General features: G+C 59.1%; 16 protein-coding genes. 5 read left to right on the forward strand and 11 right to left on the reverse strand.

The annotated features are described in order from the left end of the window. Positions 1-186: 186 nt before the first annotated feature. Positions 187-702, reverse strand: a complete 516-nt coding sequence (locus E6C55_RS02075; protein WP_136368119.1) for a CcdC family protein — start codon at positions 700-702, stop codon at positions 187-189. A 293-nt stretch (positions 703-995) separates the two neighbouring features. Between E6C55_RS02075 and E6C55_RS02080 the strand changes: the two genes are divergently transcribed. Further along, positions 996-1901, forward strand: a complete 906-nt coding sequence (locus E6C55_RS02080; RefSeq protein WP_136368120.1) for a cation diffusion facilitator family transporter — start codon at positions 996-998, stop codon at positions 1899-1901. Between the two features lie 342 nt (positions 1902-2243). On the opposite strand, the gene cyoD is transcribed toward E6C55_RS02080, so the two are convergent. The 5 genes from cyoD to E6C55_RS02105 all read right to left on the reverse strand — a co-directional run bounded on the left by cyoD (position 2244) and on the right by E6C55_RS02105 (position 6856). Then, a complete protein-coding gene (gene cyoD / locus E6C55_RS02085; protein ID WP_136368121.1) occupies positions 2244-2582 on the reverse strand; it encodes a cytochrome o ubiquinol oxidase subunit IV in 339 nt (112 codons plus the stop codon). 1 nt (position 2583) lies between these two features. Then, complete coding sequence (gene cyoC, locus E6C55_RS02090) at positions 2584-3216, reverse strand: cytochrome o ubiquinol oxidase subunit III (RefSeq protein ID WP_136368122.1); 633 nt, start codon at positions 3214-3216, stop codon at positions 2584-2586. Beyond that, the gene (locus tag E6C55_RS02095) at positions 3216-5186 is read right to left on the reverse strand and encodes a cbb3-type cytochrome c oxidase subunit I (RefSeq protein WP_136368123.1); all 1971 of its coding nucleotides are present in this window, start codon (positions 5184-5186) and stop codon (positions 3216-3218) included. The genes cyoC and E6C55_RS02095 overlap by 1 nt, the downstream gene beginning before the upstream one ends. A 28-nt stretch (positions 5187-5214) precedes the next feature. Beyond that, positions 5215-6156, reverse strand: a complete 942-nt coding sequence (cyoA, locus tag E6C55_RS02100; RefSeq protein WP_136368124.1) for a ubiquinol oxidase subunit II — start codon at positions 6154-6156, stop codon at positions 5215-5217. A gap of 451 nt (positions 6157-6607) precedes the next feature. Further along, positions 6608-6856, reverse strand: a complete 249-nt coding sequence (locus tag E6C55_RS02105) for a hypothetical protein (RefSeq protein ID WP_211093505.1) — start codon at positions 6854-6856, stop codon at positions 6608-6610. 216 nt (positions 6857-7072) lie between these two features. Here E6C55_RS02105 and E6C55_RS02110 point away from each other — a divergent pair, with 216 nt between their 5' ends. The 4 genes from E6C55_RS02110 (at position 7073) to E6C55_RS02125 (ending at position 10356) form a co-directional block, all read left to right on the forward strand. Beyond that, positions 7073-7639, forward strand: a complete 567-nt coding sequence (locus tag E6C55_RS02110) for a DUF1700 domain-containing protein (RefSeq protein WP_168735406.1) — start codon at positions 7073-7075, stop codon at positions 7637-7639. Between the two features lie 3 nt (positions 7640-7642). After that, a complete protein-coding gene (locus E6C55_RS02115) occupies positions 7643-8515 on the forward strand; it encodes a DUF4097 family beta strand repeat-containing protein (protein WP_230986479.1) in 873 nt (290 codons plus the stop codon). Positions 8516-8652: 137 nt separating this feature from the next. Next, positions 8653-9078: a MarR family winged helix-turn-helix transcriptional regulator gene (locus E6C55_RS02120; RefSeq protein ID WP_136368126.1), complete on the forward strand. Its 426-nt coding sequence runs from the start codon at positions 8653-8655 to the stop codon at positions 9076-9078. A gap of 159 nt (positions 9079-9237) precedes the next feature. After that, positions 9238-10356: a response regulator gene (locus E6C55_RS02125; RefSeq protein WP_136368127.1), complete on the forward strand. Its 1119-nt coding sequence runs from the start codon at positions 9238-9240 to the stop codon at positions 10354-10356. Between the two features lie 31 nt (positions 10357-10387). Here the strand turns inward: E6C55_RS02125 and E6C55_RS02130 are convergent, their stop codons facing one another. The 5 genes from E6C55_RS02130 to E6C55_RS02150 all read right to left on the reverse strand — a co-directional run bounded on the left by E6C55_RS02130 (position 10388) and on the right by E6C55_RS02150 (position 16799). Then, positions 10388-10726 (reverse strand): winged helix-turn-helix transcriptional regulator, encoded by a 339-nt coding sequence (locus E6C55_RS02130; RefSeq protein ID WP_330999586.1) that lies wholly within the window; start codon positions 10724-10726, stop codon positions 10388-10390. A 476-nt stretch (positions 10727-11202) separates the two neighbouring features. Then, positions 11203-12807, reverse strand: coding sequence for a helix-turn-helix domain-containing protein (locus tag E6C55_RS02135; protein ID WP_136368128.1), 1605 nt, complete (start codon positions 12805-12807; stop codon positions 11203-11205). Continuing rightward, entirely contained in the window at positions 12804-14621 is a 1818-nt protein-coding gene (locus E6C55_RS02140; RefSeq protein WP_136368129.1) for a sensor histidine kinase, read from the reverse strand. Before E6C55_RS02140 ends, E6C55_RS02135 begins: the two co-directional genes overlap by 4 nt. Further along, a complete protein-coding gene (locus E6C55_RS02145; protein ID WP_136368130.1) occupies positions 14618-16255 on the reverse strand; it encodes an ABC transporter substrate-binding protein in 1638 nt (545 codons plus the stop codon). Before E6C55_RS02145 ends, E6C55_RS02140 begins: the two co-directional genes overlap by 4 nt. Before the next feature lie 145 nt (positions 16256-16400). Further along, a complete protein-coding gene (locus tag E6C55_RS02150) occupies positions 16401-16799 on the reverse strand; it encodes a hypothetical protein (RefSeq protein ID WP_136368131.1) in 399 nt (132 codons plus the stop codon). Between the last annotated feature and the right edge of the window lie 447 nt (positions 16800-17246).

Genomic DNA, 17246 nt, shown 5'->3' on the forward strand with positions numbered 1-17246 from the left:
CGCCTTTCTTTTATGTCAATATTTATTACGTATAATTAACAATTTTACGGTTATTTATTACGTTAATGTTCCCTATCGCGTTAGTTTTGGGTCATATTTCGACAAAAAAAGAAGCAAATCCGACCTCTTGCCGCATCTGCTTCCGAACGTTCGGTTTTTATTAAGTTTACGCTCGCAGGAGTCCTTTTATGCTTGTCTGGCGCTCCGATCCGACTCCAACTCCGGCATCGCCATTCGCCGTTCTACCTCCGCATACCCCTTCCACATCGCAAGCCGCCATGGAAGCAGCATTCCGAAGGCCAGCAGGAAGAACACACCCGCCGACTGCGGGATCGTCACATAGTCGTCCACCACATCATGAAGAATGACCCTTACCGCCAAGAGCGCGACGATGATCACAATAAAGATTTTGGACCTCTTCAGGAAGATCTGCCCGTCCTTCACCTCGAACTTCGACGTCGCGATCAGCGGATAAGCGAAGAAGATCGCTCCGACGACGAAGGCGGCGAGCCCCCAGAGCCACGGAATCCGCGTATCCGGAACGACGAACATGAGGAAGCCCGTAGCCATCCCGAGAGGCGGGGCGATGATCTTGCGAAGCGATGTCGGCCGATTGGCCGCCTTAAGCCTTACTATAATAACCGCCAACCCTGCCAGAAGAGAGCCTAGCAGCGAGAGAAGCTGCGGAAGCGTCACACCCATCAATCCTCCAACCGTCGGATAATAACCTGCTTTACTCCCCTATTTTACTCTTCCGGGCAGATCGGAGCAAACCCCCGAGGCCCCGGTAGCCGCACCCGTTTATCTATGATAGAATGAAGGGACTGCAACAGCATGTGCGAAAATAAAGCGACAGTCGCGTTTGACGAAGGAGGGTGGCGAACACCCATGATGAGACATGCGGAATATCTTTGCCTTGATCAGGTCTTCAGCCGCCGGCTGAGGACCTGATTTATTTTTGCACCGGGTAAACTTTATTAGAAGGAGCCATCATCTTGAGCACAGCCCAACCAGTCCAACCTTCCAGAAGCCTCGCCGCCATCTGGATCAGCCTGATCAGCAACATCGCCCTCACCCTGCTCAAGATCGGAGTCGGCCTCGCCTTCGGCAGCTCCGTGTTGATCGCGGACGGCATTCACAATGCCGGAGACATCATCGCCACCGTGGCCGCGCTGACCTCCTCCATGGTGTCCAAGAAGCCTGCGGACGACGACCATCCCTACGGCCACGGCAAGGCCGAAGTCGTCGCCTCGGCGTTCGTCGCCGTCGTCCTGGCGCTAGCGGCGCTGTGGATCGGCTATCACTCCATCCTCAGCTTGACGGAGCCTGCGGTCAGCGAGAGCGCCCTCCCCTTGGTCGCAGCGATCGTCTCTCTCGTCTGGAAGCTCCTCCTGTACGTCTATACGATTCGCATCGGCCGCAGGGAGAAGAGCAAGAGCGTGCTCGCCACCGCCTACGACCACCTCGCGGACGTCTACGCCTCGCTCGCCGCCGTGCTCGGGATCGGCCTGTCCCTTGTCGGCGAGCACCTGAACTGGGCTTGGTCCGCGTACGGCGACCCGATCGCCGGGATCATCGTCTCTCTTCTCGTGCTGAAGCTGGCGATCGAGATGGGCAAGGAAGCGGTCGACATCCTGATGGAACGGACGATTCCTCCCGAACGCCTCGCCCGCTACGAGGAAGCCATCTTCGCGCTGGAGCCGATCAAGCGCATCGACCGGGTACGCGCCCGCGAGCACGGCCACTACATCATCGTCGACGTCCGGGTCGGCATCCCGAGCCATTACACGATTCAGCAAGGCCACGACATCAGCCGCGAGATCAAACGCTGCGTCATCGAGAGCGACGAAGACGTCGTCGAGGTGATGGTTCACCTGAATCCGTGGAACGAAGGGGAGTAGAGCCAGGAGGCCGAATGGCCTAGCACCAGCCGGCGCGGTCGACATGTTGGCGAGTCAGTGGGCCGGCAAGTCGATTCCTATATTATGGTTATAGAGAAGGCGCTAACCCCCTTCTGATCCCTTATGCCTCTTCTCCCCTTGAATCAGGAACCTCCGCTTGCCGATCATGCCCTTATCCTGAACGAAAGGGAGAAGAGACCTAATGCCCCCAGAGGGAATAGAGTGCAGGCGGGAGGAGGGCGAGACGCCGGGGCCAAACAACAGATCAGGCGCCTTCCGCTTGCGACGGAAAGGCGCCTGTTCGTGCTGCCGAGCCGATGACGGGCCCGGTTGCAGACTTAACTATTGATATACTTCGTTGTTGCCCATGATCCAGATGGACCCTAGGACGATAACGAGCACGATTACCAAGCCGAGAATCAGAGCCATCAGGTTCCAGCGAGGCTTCTTCTCTTCCCTCAAGTGCATGAAGAAGAACAACTGGACAACGAATTGGAGCACTGCCGTTGCCAGCAGGATCACATTGGCCGCCGTTCCTTCCACGATATCGTTCAGAACGAAGATCAGCGGAATGGCCGTAAGAATAAGCGACAGAACAAACCCGAGAACATAGGACTTCAGCGAGCCGTGGGACTCGTGTTCGCCGTGCGAATCGTGGGAATGAGTTTGATGTTGCGCCATCTTACATCACCCCCATCATGTAAACGATAGTGAACACGAAGATCCAGACGACGTCCAGGAAGTGCCAGTACAAGCTGATGATGTTGATCTTGCGGGTGGTTACCGGCGTGATGCCGTGACGAGTCAACTGGATAATCAGCGCAATCATCCACACCAGACCGACCGAGACGTGAAGTCCGTGCGTTCCGACCAGCGTGTAGAAGCTGGAGAGGAAGGCGCTGGTCGAGATCTTCGCCCCTTCGTCGATCATCTTCAGGAACTCCGTCACTTCAAGCGTTACGAACGAAGCGCCGAGAATAATCGTCACGATCAGCCATCCGATAAGGCCTTTTCTGTTGCCTTTGTGCATGCAGAGCACGGCCAGACCGCTCGTGAAGCTAGAGGTAAGCAGGATGAACGTCTCGGCGATAACCCCCGGCATCTCGAACAGCTCGGAGGCCGTCGGGCCTCCCGCCGTATTGTTGTGAAGCACGAGATACGTTGCGAACAACGTTCCGAACAAGATACAGTCCGTGATCAGGAACAGCCAGAAGCCCATCTGCCGGAGAGCTTCCATGTCATGATGCCCGTCATGACCGTGATCGTGATCATGGCCGTGCCCTTGCGATACTGCATGATTCGCATTATGAGCCATTAGACAGCCCTCCCCGCAGCAGCCTCGGTCTTCCTAATCTCATCGACCGGGATATAATAATCCGTATCGTAACGGAAGGAGTAGAACAGCATCGTAATAGCGACGCCAGCCATAGCCGGAAGCGCGAGCCACATCCAGTCGAACACGAAGCCGAAGCCGGCAAGGAACCAGAAGGTCGACTTGATGATCGGCATCGCCGAGTTCTTCGGCATGTGAATCGGCTGCAGCGCCGGCTTCGGAGTCGGCTTGCCGCCCGCCTTGATGCGCTGCTTCTCTTCCCACCAGTCGTCGACGTCCTTCACAACCGGATCGGTCGCGAAGTTGTAGAGCGGAGCCGGCGATTGGATCGACCATTCGAGCGTACGGCCGTCCCATGGGTCGCCCGTCGTGTCCTTGTCCATCTTCTTGATGCTGTACAGAATCTGCCACACTTGGACAAGGAAGCCGATGCCCATGATGAAGCCGCCGATCGTCGAGACGAGGTTCAGGCCGAACCAGCCGGTGTCCCAACTGTACGTGCTGTAACGACGGGTCATGCCCATGAGGCCGACGACGTATTGCGGCATGAAGCACACGTAGAAGCCGATATTCCAGAGCCAGAACGCCCACCTGCCGAGCTTCTCGTCCAGCTTGAAGCCGAACATCTTCGGCCACCAATAGTAGAAGCCCGCGAAGTAACCGAACACGACGCCGCCGATCAGCACCTGGTGGAAGTGCGCGATCAGGAAGTAGCTGTTATGGAACTGGAAGTCTGCCGGAGCGACCGACAGCATAACGCCCGTCAAGCCGCCGACGACGAAGCAAGGAATGAAGCCCATCGTCCATAGCATCGGCGCTTGGAACGAGATTCGTCCCTTATACATCGTGAAGAGCCAGTTAAACACCTTGACCCCCGTCGGAATCGCGATGACCATCGTCGATATCGCGAAGAACGCGTTGACGCTGGCCCCGGAGCCCATCGTGAAGAAGTGGTGAGCCCAGGTTAAGAAAGAGACCACGCTTATGCTCATAATGGCGATCACCATCGAACTGTAGCCGAACAGCTTCTTCTTCGCGAAGGTTGAGACGACATCGGAGAATATTCCAAACGCCGGAAGAACAACGATATATACTTCGGGGTGGCCCCACATCCAGATGAGGTTGATGTACATCATCGGATTGCCGCCGCCGTCCAGGGTGAAGAAGTGCGCCCCGAGGAACCGGTCGATGAACAGCAGCGCCAGCGTCACGGTCAGAACCGGGAACGCGAGGATAATTGTCAAACAACTCCCCAGAACCGACCAGGTGAACATCGGCATCTTCATCAGCTTCATGCCCGGAGCGCGCATCTTGAGAATCGTGACGATGAAGTTGATCCCCGTCATCAAGCTGCCGATACCGGAGATCTGGATGCCCCAGATATAGAAGTCCTGCCCCACGCCGGGGTTAAACATCTTCTCCGACAGCGGAGGATAAGCGAGCCAGCCGGAGTTCGGCGAGCCGCCGATAACGAACGACAGATTGAACAGCATCGCGCCCATGAAGAACAGCCAGAAGCTGAGCGAGTTAAGCACAGGGAACGCGACGTCGCGCGCACCGATCTGCAACGGCACGGAGATATTGAACAAGCCGAACATCAGCGGCATCGCCATGAACAGAATCATGATGACCCCGTGAGTCGTGAAGATCTCGTTATAGTGCTCCGGCTTCAGGAATTCCATCTCCGGCATCACAAGCTGCGTCCGCATCAGCAGGGCGTCGACCCCGCCGCGGAACAGCATGAGCAAGGACGCGATAATGTACATAATGCCGATCTTCTTGTGGTCAACGGTCGTGACCCACTCGCGCCAGAACCAGCCCCACTTCTTGAAGTAGGTCAGCACGAACAGGACGGAGAGAGACGCGAGCACGATCCCCACGTCCGCTCCGTAAATAAGCGGGTCGCCCGTTACAAAGAAATCGGAAGCCCAGTCTTTAATATCTTCCCACACGAGACATCCTCCTTATCCTATTCCTCGTTTACTTGTTCGTTCCGCCCTCGGAAGAAGTCTCCTCTGAGGAGGATTCCCCTTCCGCAGCCGCGCTATGATTGTGAGAGGAGCCGTACTTGCTCACGATTCGATCGAACAAGCCATCCGGGAAGGAGGAGTATGTGTCGTTCGTCTCGACAACCCCTGGCTCAGCCAGCTCGTCATAACCCTGTTCGGTGAGCGCAGGCGAAGATTGCTTGATGTCGGCCACCCAGCTATCGAAGTCCGCTTGGGAGGTCGCTTCCGCCGTGAACTCCATCTTGCCGAAGTGCTCTCCGCTGAAGTTCGCTCCGCGGCCCTGGTACTGACCGACCTCGCTGGCCATGAGATTCAGTTCCATCGCCATGCCGGACATCGTATAGATCTGGCCGCCGAGCTGCGGAATCCAGAACGAATTCATCGGCGCGTCGGACGTCAGCTTGAATTCGACCGGAACGTCTTCCGGGAATCGAACGTAGTTAACCGTAGCGATGCCCTCCTCCGGATACGTGAAGAGCCACTTCCAGTCCAGCGACGTAACTTCGATCGTAACCGGCTTGACTCCGTCCTTCGCTTCCGCCGCCAGCGCCTTGGAAGGCTCCAGCTTGAAGGAATAAATAACCGTGATCACGCCCAGAACGACGATGATGAGGATCGGAACGCCCCACATCCAGCTCTCGATCTTGGTGCTGTGCGACCAATTCGGCTTGTATTCCACATTGTCTTTATTCGATGCGCGGTACTTCCAGGCGAAGTAGAACGCCATGCTCAAGACCGGCACGGTGATGATAATGCTCAGCACGATCGTAATCATGATAAGATCGAACTGTTCCTTGGCAACGATGCCCTTAGGTTCCAGAACCCCCATATCCGTGCTGCAGCCCGACATCAGAAGCGCGATCGCAAGCAGCGGAAGCGCCGCAACGAACCGCCGCCAACCCCTTGATTTCATAATGTAACTCATCTCCTCAGCGATGCTATGTTGAAGCAGAATCGCGCGAGCCGTTCCGAACCCAATCGCGCTTGACGACTCTAAGATACCAGAAAGACCTGTGATCTTCTGCACTGTTAACAAAGGAGACATATTACGTTCTTTTTTTCGCAATAATTTGTTCACGGATTCGACTTAACTTGGTCGCAAAGCGTCATTTGCCCGCTTCGGCCCCCCTATTCTATCGATTCCGCAGCCGCTGTCCTATCGATTCGGCCGCCTCTGTATCCGTCCATGTCCGCCTGCGCAGGCCAAAGAACCCCCGGCATCCATCCCCGTTGCCGCCGTTCCCGAATCCTTCCGCAGGGCTTGTCCGTCCGGCCGCGGCGGATGCCGTTCTCACGCAAGAAGGGCCGCCCCCCAGCCTCAACGGCGAGCATGGGAGCAGCCCTTCCTTCCGACATTCCGCTTCTCAGACAACCGGTTCCTCCGCCGTCGGTTCCACGATCGGCGCCTTCTTCTCGGTATTGCGCTGCATCAAGGACGCGAACGCCCCGAGCATCAGAACTTCGATTCCGCCGATCAGGAATCCGATCCCGATCATCAGGCCAAGATTATCGTCGCTGAATTCCCGTATATGCCAACCGCTCAAGACGACTCCGATCGCAATAATGACTGCCGCTATCCATTTAGTAGCCTTGAACATGTCAAACGTTCTCATGTTCGCCACACTCCTTATCATGTAAGCGTTATTTGTGTCTATTGTATCACATAGTTGTGACGAAATCATGTACTTTGTAAAAATTGGGTGTCTGCTCTTAAAATCCCCTCCCCGACTCAGGTCGGGTACGAAACCGTTCCCCGGTTGGTTGGAGCTTGCCGCCTCTTCCTATAGACTAACCTTATGATCCCATTACTAATCGAACGGAGAGAAGTCATGAAGAAGAACGATTATCTCGACTCGCTGAACGATCTTCTGGGCTCCATTCCGGAACCGGAACGTTACGCTCTTCTGCGCGAGCTTGATTCCCGAATCGCTTATCAATTACAGAAGGGAAGAAGCGAGGACGATATCCTGCATGAGCTGGGCGACCCGGGCTCCCAGGCACATCGGATTCTGGAGGAGCGCCACACCCGCTTGCAGCGCGAGCTCGGCCGCACGGGCCCTTCCTTCGGCTCCCGGCCGGATTACGTGCGGATGGCAGGCGTCGGCATTCTGCTGCTCTTCCTGAACATGATCGCGCTGCCGGTCATCGCCTCTCTCGGCGCCGCCTTGCTGTCGTTGGGCGCCTCGGCGGCGGCGGCCGTCCTCTCGCCGGCGCTCAGCCTGCTCGGATGGTTCTGGGATTCCTCCTTCTATCCGGCCAGCCTGTTCGCACACATCGCCGTGGCCGGCGTCGGCATTCTGCTGCTCCTGCTGTTCCTCCCCCTCGCCAAGCTCGGCTTCAGATGCATCGTCGCTTACGGCAGGTGGAATCTACGCATGTTGAGAGGAAGGGAATAACCAATGAATACGAAACGCTGGTTGTCGATCGCCCTCGGGCTGATCCTGATCGGACTGGGCGGAGCCGCCTTCTACAACTTCCAATTCGGGGAAGATAAACAAACGTACGAGCACGCCTGGACGTTCGATGCGGACGAACTGAAGCAGCTCAGCATTCTCGCCGATTCCCAGAGCCTGAACATCGCCTTCGAGCCGAGCGGAGACGGCTCCAATGCCATCCGGATCAGCGGCAAGGCGCCGGGCAAGGTCATCGACCAGATCAAGCAAGCGCAGTTGTCGAACGGGGCGCTGAAGATCAGCATGAAGGAAGGATGGAGCTTCGGCGCCTTCGACTTCGACTTCGGCTCCTCCCAGCAAGTGACCGTCTCCCTGTCTCCGGAAGCAGCCAAGGCGCTTCAGGTATTCAAGGTCGACACCGACTCGGGCTCCATCCGGATAGGCGCTGCGGAGTCCTCCCAGGTCGCTCAGGCCGCGCAAGGAGATATCGAATCCGATTCCGGCAGCATCAAGCTGTACGGCTTCCAAGGCGAGACGCTGAAGCTCGAGTCCGACTCCGGCAGCATCTATGCGGAGAACGTCGCGGCAACCCTCTCCGTCTCCTCCGATTCCGGCAGCATTAAAGTGGAGCATCTGAACGGAACGTCCACGCTGAAGAGCGACTCCGGCAGCATCAAGCTGACCAAGGACGACACCGCGAGCGCCGACATCAAGAGCGACTCCGGAAGCGTGCGCGTCGAGGTGCCGAGCGAATTCGGCGGCAGCTACGATCTTCGCTCCGATTCCGGCTCCATCCATTCGCCCGACTCGCAGAATCGGACCCGCGATGTCATCAAGGTGCGCACCGACAGCGGCAGCATTCGCGTCACCGCCCCTTGATCGGACGGCGCGCGGCCGTCTTCGCAAGGAAAGTTCGCGCGCACAGCCCCAAGAGACTAGCCTTCCAGAGCGAATTGTGGGAAAATTAAAGGTACCTTACAATCGAGGTACCTTAACGATCTGCGGAGGCACGTCCAGTGAATTTACACGACAATATCGTGGAGCTGTTCGGATTGATCCGGCAGCACAACCGAACATGGCGCAACGAATGGGCGAAGGACATCGAGAGCGATCTGTCCATCAGCCAGGTTCAGGCGCTCGACATCCTTCAGGCGGAAGGGGCTCGGCCGAGCTCTTATCTCTCGAACATCCTGGGCGTCACTTCCGGCGGCATGACCGTCATCTCCGACAAGCTCGTCAAGCAGCAGCTCGTCGAACGCGTCAACGACCCGAACGACCGCAGGGTTGTCAAGCTCGAGATTACGGACCTGGGCAAGCACACGCTCGCCTCCATCCAAGACAAGAGGGTCGCCCTGATGGAGAAGATGTTCAGCTCGCTAAGCGAAGACGATATTCACCGAATGCTGAACATCTACCGCAAGCTGCTGCCCACCCGCGAATAAGACGACGAACGAATCGGCTCCATTCCTCCCGAGGCGGAATGGAGTTTTTTTTCGCAAATGGCTTTAAAGGACTATAATCGGCGGCCCTTCCATACGATAGATAAGTTAGGCAATTCTTACAGAACGTCAGAATGCTAGAACGGTTAGGAGGACACACACGTGCGCGCCATCTTGGTCGATGACGAATCCCTTGCGCTGAGAGGATTGGAGAACCAACTTCGCAAGATCGGAGGAACCGACATCGTCGGGACTTACCAGAACCCGCTGGAGGCGTTGGAAGCGGCCGCCCTGTCGAAGCCGGACGTCGTCTTCCTGGACATCGAGATGCCCGAGATCGGAGGCATCGAAGCGGCGCTTGGGTTCCAGAACCTCTCTCCGTCCCCGCAGATCGTCTTCGTTACCGCTTACGAGGAATATGCCGTCAAGGCGTTCGAGCTGGAAGCGCTCGACTACGTGCTGAAGCCTTGCCGGACCGAGCGACTCGCCCTTACGCTGCAGAGAGTGGCCGAGCGAATCCAGAGCGCCCCCGCGAGCCCGCCCGAAGCGCCGAGCAAAGGCACGGTCCGCTGCCTGGGCAGGCTTCAGGTCGAGACAGGACCGGACGAATCCCTGTCCTGGAGAACGGCCAAGTCGCAGGAGCTGTTCTCCTACCTGCTGCTGCGCCAAGGCCAGCCGGCCCGCAAGGATGTTCTTGTCGATATTCTGTGGCCGGAATCCGACCCTAAGAAAGCCTATACGCAGTTGTACACGTCGATCTATCAATTGCGAAGAACGCTGGAGGCTGCGAATCTCCCGCTGCGCATCGTCAATTCGGGCAACAGCTACTCCCTCGCAAGAGGCGGGCTGGAGACCGATGCCGAAGAGTGGGAACGACGACTCGGCACCGAGACCGACATCGCCTCCCTCGCCGTCGAAGAATACGAAGAGATCATGAACATCAATCGCGGAGAATTGCTGGAGGACAGCGGGTATCTCTGGGCGGAGCAGGAGCGCGAGCGGCTGAGCAGCCTGTGGTTCCATCACGCCAAGCGGCTGGCGGCCAAGCACGAGGAGAAAGGCGACACGATCATGGCGGCCGCCTGGTACAATCGCATCCTGCAGAGATTCCCTTATTCGGAGGAGGCTTACCTCGCCCTCATGGAGCTCTATGCCCGCTTGGGAGAGAGAAGCTTGGTCGAACAGCATTACAAGAGCCTGTGCGCCGCGACCGACAGCGAATTCGGCACCGAGCCGTCCGCGGAGATACAGGCATGGTATCGCAATTGGCGGAGAGATTGAAGACGGAAGAGGCGCGCCTCGGGCGCCTCTCTTAACGTCGGCTGTACAGCTCTCCCCACTGTCTCATCATCTGGATTAGGGGCATGAGCGAATAGCCCAGCTCGCTGAGCTTATAGCCCACCCGAGGAGGAACCTCTTGATAGACGATCCTCTCGACAATTCCGTCCTTCTCCAGCTCGCGAAGCTGGAGCGTCAGCATCCGCTGCGTAATCCCCGGAATCAAGCGCCGCAATTGATTAAACCTCGTCTCTTCCTTCGCCAGGTGGAACAGAATGATTCCCTTCCACTTGCCGCCGATAACATTCATCGTAATCTCGACTTCGGCTCCAGCGCCGACGTTGCCGGAAAGCTTGTCCATAAGTTTAGCCATCTCTATCTCCTTCAACGGTAGTGGAGTGGTGTTCGTTACTATTGTTGTACCATTTTGGGCTGAACAAATTCTGAAAACAATGAAGGCCACCCTCCGGCAAAGGTGGTCATTGGAGTTATTCCGGGGCTGCTCCGGGGTTATTCCGCGTATAAATTGCAGCCTCCTTCCTCTCCCGGCGCCAATTCTCTCCCGGCACGATCCCCCTCTCCGGGCATTATGTCTCTTCTCCCATTCGATCAGGATAAGGCCGTGATCCGGGAGGAGGAAGGAGGAGGAAGAAGAAGGAGAAGGAGGAGGGTTCCTGAGGCAAGGGGAGAAGAGGCCTAAGCTTCCGGGAAGAGAAGAAGAGCGCTGGCGTTCGGCGGGAGGGTTCGGAGGGAGGATAGAGGTGCAGGGAGAGGCGCGATGGCGCGGCGGTGCGGGCGACGGTCCGGGTCCGGCCTGGACTGTCGCCGCGAGAGGAGGTGCCTGCAAGCCTACTTCGCCCGCTTCAGCAGCTTGCGGTAATCGTGGGGCGTCTCGCCGTACACCTTGCGGAACTGCCGGGCGAAGTACGAGAAGTTGCCGTAGCCGAGTCCGCCCGCAATCTCGCTGATGCTGCTCTCCGTCGTCGCGAGCAGCTCCGACGCCCGGCGCATCTTCTCCTGCAGGATGTACTCGGTCAGCACCATCCCCGTCTCCTTCCGGAACAAGCGGGACAGGTAGGCCGGGTTCAGGAAGACGGCAGCCGCGAGATCCTCGCGGGTCAGCTCCTCGCTCAGCCTCTCCGTCACGATCGCCTTCACCTTCTGCACGACGGGGCTTGCCGACGAGTGGGATTCCAGCAAGCGGTCCGCCGTCTCCAGCACCCGCTCCGCCCAGCTCTCGAACCGCTCGACCGACTTCGCCGCCTGCCTCGCATCCGGCCATCCCTCGCCCCCGTACAGCAGCGCGGCGGAGAAGCCCCGGCGATGCAGCACGTAGTATACGACCTGAAGCAGCGAATGGTACATTCCCGTCAGCGTCTCGACCGTCAGCTCCTCCTGGCGCAGCTTCTCTCCGAGCGCGCGCAGCGCCTCCTCCCGCTTCCCCTGCTCGAGCAGGTCGGCCAGCTCCAGCATCGACGGCTGGGCGGCGGACGGGAACGAGACGTCGAGCGGCTCTTCCTTCAGCTCGATAATCGCGTTCATCCGGCTGACGTTCCGATACTCCGCGTTCTGCAGCGCGAGATACGAGCCGATCGCTTCCTCGATCGCGGTCGGCTCGCCGACATAGCAGGACAGCCGACAATAGAAATATTGACGGCAAGCGTCAAGATACGTCCGGCACAGCCGGGCGAGGTCCTCCTCGCTTCCGTCCGCGCCGCCCTCCGGCACGGGAACGATCGCAATCGTATGCCCGCGGCGGTCGCGAATGACGTGCCCGGTCTGCGACGCCAGCAGAATCTCCTCCGCCGCCTTGCGGACGGCGTATTCCATAATCTCTTCCTCGCGCTCGCTCAGCGGCTTCTCCCACTGCTCCAGGCTGATGAGCACAAGCCGGACGCGCTCGATGTCCCGGACGTCGATGTCGCAGCCGGCCAGCGCCGCTGCAATCGCCTCCCGATCCGGCCGAATGCGGCGCTCGAGCAGGTCCTCCCAGAACCGCTCGATCAAGAGCGGCTTCCGGCTGTTCCACAGCTCCGCGTACTTCTGGTAGAGATCGCCGAGCTCGGACACCTTGCGCTTCTCCTGCGCCTTCCGGACCGTCTTCGCCAGCACCTGCTCCAGGTCCGCGTAGACGACCGGCTTGAGCAGGTAGTCGGTCCCGCCGAGCTGCAGCGCCTTCTGCGCGTAGGAGAACTCGGAATGGCACGTCAGCACGATCGTCTCGACCGGCAGGCATTGCTCCGCGGCCCACTCCATCAGCTCGAGCCCGCTCGCCTCCGGCATCTCGATGTCGCAGATCATCACGTCAATCTCTTCCCGAAGGAGAATCTCCTTCGCCATGGCCGCGTGGTACGCCTCGAACACGGCCCCGACCCCGGCTTCCTCCCAGCGTACGCCGGACACCAGCCCCTTCACGGCATAAATCTCGTCGTCGACGATGAGCACTCGAATCATGCGGACTCTTCCCCCTTCCCGGCCGCGGCGACCGGCACAATCAACGTTACCTTGGCTCCCCTCGGCTCCCCGTTCTCGAAGAGCATCCGGACATTATCCTTGTAGAAAAGCCGGCAGCGACGAACAACGTTCCACAAGCCCACGTGGCGATCCCCCGGTTCGATCCGGTGCACCATCTCGGCGAGCTCCTCCGCCTTGCCTGCGGCGAAGCCCTTGCCGTTGTCCGACACCTCGATGCGGATCGGCGCGTTCGGCTCTCCGGGCGGCGCGTACACCCGGATGGAGATCCGGTACGGCGTTCCGCTGAGATAGGCGAAGCCGTGCACCATCGCGTTCTCGACGAGCGGCTGAACCGTCAGCGGAGGCAGGACAACCGTCTCCAGTCCGGGATCGACGCGGATGTCGTAATCGAGCGCTTCCGGGAAGCGATACTTCTGGATCGACAGATAGTCCTGAATGTGATCCATCTCTTCCTTCATCGTCAGCGAGGACACCTGCGTTCTCGTCGCGTAGCGGAAGTAGCGCACCAGATGCATCGCCAGACTCTGGATGATGTCGAAGCTGCGAATCTGCGCCAGATGGTACACGATGTTGAGCGAATTCATGAAGAAGTGCGGATGAATCTGCGCCTGCAGATGCTTCAGCTCCGCCTTCTGCGTGCGGATCTGCTCCTCGTAGATGTCGATTTTCAAGTGCTCGATCTGCTGCGCCATGCCGTTGAACGTCTCGTTGATCGCGATAAATTCGACCAGCTTGTTGTCCTCGAGCCGGGCGGTCAGATCGCCGGAGCGGATTCTCCGCATGCCCCGGATCAGCCGCGAGATCGGGGAGGCGATCCACCGCTGCAGGAAAATCAGGTAAAGAACAAGCATGATCGCCGCCAGAGCCGGAACCCAGTATGTCAACAGCCGGAAGTAGGGGAGACCCTCGAGCACTTTTTTCTCCGGGAGGAGGAGAATGAGATTGAGGCCCACGGAAGCGGAATGCTTCGAGACGAGAAGGTAGCGCTGGTCCAGCCTGACGATGTTGTACGCCGCGCCGGCTCCCCCTTGCTCCGCCGCGCTTCGCAGCGCAAGCCGCTCCAGATCCTCCTTCAGCCCCTCGTCCACGGGAGAGAGCGTCGCCCCTTCGTCGGTCGCCAGCAGCGCCGCCCCGCCGCCGTTGTCGGTGAGCAGCTTAAGCGGCTGCATCAAGCGGCTCAGATCGACCCAGGCGCCGACCATGGACCTGGCTCCCGTGTCGACCGCGCGCACAAGCCCGTAATCGCCGTCCGCCATCTCCGCGACGTTCCACCCGGTGAAGAACAGCGAGTCGTCCCGCTTCTCCATCATGAGGGCGTTCAGCTTCTCCTGGATGGCGCGCTTGCGCTCGTACGCCACCTCCTGCTGCGGCGCCACGAACAGCTCTCCATGCTCGGCGCTGTAGGCGAACAGCACGTCGGCCGCCCCATAATAGTTCCGATTCAGGAACAGGTCGTTCACCGTCTCGTTCGCGGCGAGGTAATATTCGAGGCCGTCCTTCGGATATTGGCTGAGCGAGCTGACGTTCTGGTCCTGCTCCGCCGTCTTGTACAGATAGTTCTCGATCTCCTCGAGCGCCTTGTCCATGTCGTTCATGTACACGGTCAGCAGGTTCTGGTTGGACTCCGCCACCTGGGAGTGCACGACGCGGGTTGCGTACAGATTGTTCGACAGGACTACGACGAGCAGCGGAATCGTCACGAGGCAGAACCCGAGAATAAGCCGGGACCGAAGCGTCCGCGGCGTCCGTTGCTTCCTCTCGGCCCTTCCGGCCGCGAACGGAATGCGCATCATGGACCGCTCCTCTCCGCGAGCCACTCGTCAAGCTGCCGCTGCTTCTCCGCGATGACGCGGTCCGCCCCGGCCGCCTTCAGCTCGCTCAGGTACAGAGGAATGACGACGTCCGGATCGAGCGCGCCGGTGTTGATCGCAGCCCCGTACTTGTCGTCGACGGCGGTGCACGCCGCGATCTCCTTCTTCACCCGCTCCGGGTTGAAAACAAATCCGAGAGCCTTCGATTTATCGGCTTGCTCGTTGAACTCGCGGTACTTCTCCCACAGTTGCGGGTCCTCGTTGCTCCACAGGTAGGAATTGAGCTGGTTGCCGAACATCCACGGCTCGTTGATGTTGTAGCCGACCGTCTTCGCGTCCACGCCGTCCGGATAGGCGATGATGCCGTCCGCGACCTTCACGTAATGCTTGCCTTCGATGCCCCAGTTCAGCAGATTGAGCAGGTACGGATCGGTGTAGAGCAGATTGAGCAGCATCATCGCCTTCTCCGGGTGCTTCGAATTCTCCGTGATGCCGAACATCGCGCTTGTCGTATCGGCCGTCGTCGTGTACGGCTTCGTGAGCTCGACCATCTCCATCCGGACCCCCGTGTCGCGCGACGCCTGCAGATCGAAGCCCGGCTTCAGCGATTCCGCGTATGAGAACGCCTCTCCCGCCTTCACCGCCTCGTATTCGCTGTCCCGGCTCGTCGTCGCGTCCGCATTGAAGTACCCCGCCCGGTTCCACTCGTACATCAGCTCGGCGTATTCCCGGTAGACCGGCGTGCCGATCATGTTCACGACCGTCGTCGAATCCCCCTCGCGCTCCAGCGCCCCCGGCCCTTCCCCCAGCATGTCGAAGAAGCCGTTCTGCATCATGAAGATGAACGGGCTGCGGTCCGACTTCGCCTGCAGCGGCGCAACGTCCGGCTCATTCGCCTTGATGACGGCGAACACCTCGGTCAGATCGGACAGCTTCCGAATTCCGCCGAGGTCGATGTTGTACTTGTCGAGAAGATCCTTGCGCAGCACGAGCCCCTTGCTCGAAGCGAACTCCTTGTTGGTCACGATTCCGTAGATGTGGTTATCGATCTTGCCCGCTTCGAGAATCGACGGGTTCAGAATGCTCTTGATCCCCTGCCCGTACTCGTCCAGCAAGTCCTCAAGCGGCAGGAAACGCCCCTTCGCCACCTCGTCTCCGTACCTCATCCAGCCGGCGGTGAACATCAGGTCGATCTGCTCGTTCGAAGCGAACATCAGCCCCGTCTTGTCCCACCAGCCGCCCAGATTGATCGGAATGATGTCCAGCGTGGCCTGGATCTTATCCTTCAGGTAGCGATTGATCTCGTCCTTGACCAGCCCCAGATCCTTCGGCACATTGCCCGCAGGGAACACCATGACAAGATGATCGAGGGCAGGATCGACCGTTGCCGTCTTGCCGGACGGATCGGACGCGGAGGCCGCGGAGGTCGCGGAGGAACTGAGCGGCACGGACGATGCGGAAGACGCGGATGGGTCCGATGACGGCGTTCCGGGAGCGGACGCCCCCCTGCCGCCCTCCTTCCACATCGCAGTCGCGACCCAGATAGCCGCGAGAACCGCGATTCCGACCGACAGCCATACTGCAATCGCTTTCTTTTTCCTCGACATGTCGTCCATGGTGCCCGTTCTCCTTTTTCCCCGTTCGATGTATCGATTCCTCCATCTTACCCCGGTTCCCGCACCTCGGCTACTACGATTGTGACTCGGAAGGCCACGATTGTGACAGAAGCGTCAGTCTCGGCCAGACGGTCGCGCTCGCTGATCAGCGCGTCGACCTCGCTACCACATTCCAATCCTTATCGAATGCAACGATGCCGCCCGTCTCGATCGCTTCCCACACCTCGCGGTCTGGGATCGCGACCTGCACAAGGGAATTGGCCGGGCCGGTGACGGATAGATATAGCCTCCCGTCCTGCTCGTACTTCTCGACGACCGTTCTGCGAATCGGCTCGGACGGGGAGACCGAGGCGGATGGCGGGGCGGAATCGGGGGACGGGGCGGGTTGAGTCGGCGGAGCGGACTCCGTCGATCCAGCATTCGCTGTCGCCTGGGACGCTTCCGACGCAGCGGTCGGCGCGGCATTCGAGCCGCACCCTGCCAGCGGCGCAACCAGCAGGATCGCCAGCATTGCTGATGCCAATAGCCTCAGCCTCATGATCATCCGTGCCGCCTCCTTCCTCGCTGACCGTTCTATGGATGATTCCGTTGCACAAGGCCCGGATACCGTTCTACACATGATTCGTTGCCCCCGGGCCGGATTCCTCTGTCAACCACGGCGCTAGGGTCTCTATCCTGCTGGCAAAAGGGTGCCTTATCCCTTCTTATCAGTCTCCTAATTACTGGGATTTCCCGGCCTGAACAGGAGGGATAAGACACCCTTTCCGGAACAGCGGATGGCACGCCCCCTCTCCCCTGTCCGTTGACGAATCGAAACGGTACCGGCCAAGCACCCAAGCCGCCCCATCTCCTACCGCTGGAAGTACAACTCGAAGCAGAGGAGGAGGAGAAACGTTTATTCAGGGAAGGGTTCTGCGAGATGTATCGAATTTTATGCGAAAATTCACATTGGCACGGGTCGACAACGGGCACTTTGCCTGATTATATGCGA

Source organism: Cohnella fermenti (assembly GCF_004801405.1).
Taxonomy (GTDB): domain Bacteria; phylum Bacillota; class Bacilli; order Paenibacillales; family Paenibacillaceae; genus Cohnella; species Cohnella fermenti.

Coding starts and splice junctions, on each gene's coding strand:
- E6C55_RS02075 (WP_136368119.1), bottom strand. CDS start 702: ATGGGTGTGACGCTTCCGCAGCTTCTCTCGCTGCTAGGCTCTCTTCTG.
- cyoD (WP_136368121.1), bottom strand. CDS start 2,582: ATGGCGCAACATCAAACTCATTCCCACGATTCGCACGGCGAACACGAG.
- cyoC (WP_136368122.1), bottom strand. CDS start 3,216: ATGGCTCATAATGCGAATCATGCAGTATCGCAAGGGCACGGCCATGAT.
- cyoA (WP_136368124.1), bottom strand. CDS start 6,156: ATGAAATCAAGGGGTTGGCGGCGGTTCGTTGCGGCGCTTCCGCTGCTT.
- E6C55_RS02105 (WP_211093505.1), bottom strand. CDS start 6,856: ATGAGAACGTTTGACATGTTCAAGGCTACTAAATGGATAGCGGCAGTC.
- E6C55_RS02110 (WP_168735406.1), top strand. CDS start 7,073: ATGAAGAAGAACGATTATCTCGACTCGCTGAACGATCTTCTGGGCTCC.
- E6C55_RS02115 (WP_230986479.1), top strand. CDS start 7,643: ATGAATACGAAACGCTGGTTGTCGATCGCCCTCGGGCTGATCCTGATC.
- E6C55_RS02130 (WP_330999586.1), bottom strand. CDS start 10,726: ATGGCTAAACTTATGGACAAGCTTTCCGGCAACGTCGGCGCTGGAGCC.
- E6C55_RS02135 (WP_136368128.1), bottom strand. CDS start 12,807: ATGATTCGAGTGCTCATCGTCGACGACGAGATTTATGCCGTGAAGGGG.
- E6C55_RS02140 (WP_136368129.1), bottom strand. CDS start 14,621: ATGATGCGCATTCCGTTCGCGGCCGGAAGGGCCGAGAGGAAGCAACGG.
- E6C55_RS02145 (WP_136368130.1), bottom strand. CDS start 16,255: ATGGACGACATGTCGAGGAAAAAGAAAGCGATTGCAGTATGGCTGTCG.
- E6C55_RS02150 (WP_136368131.1), bottom strand. CDS start 16,799: ATGATCATGAGGCTGAGGCTATTGGCATCAGCAATGCTGGCGATCCTG.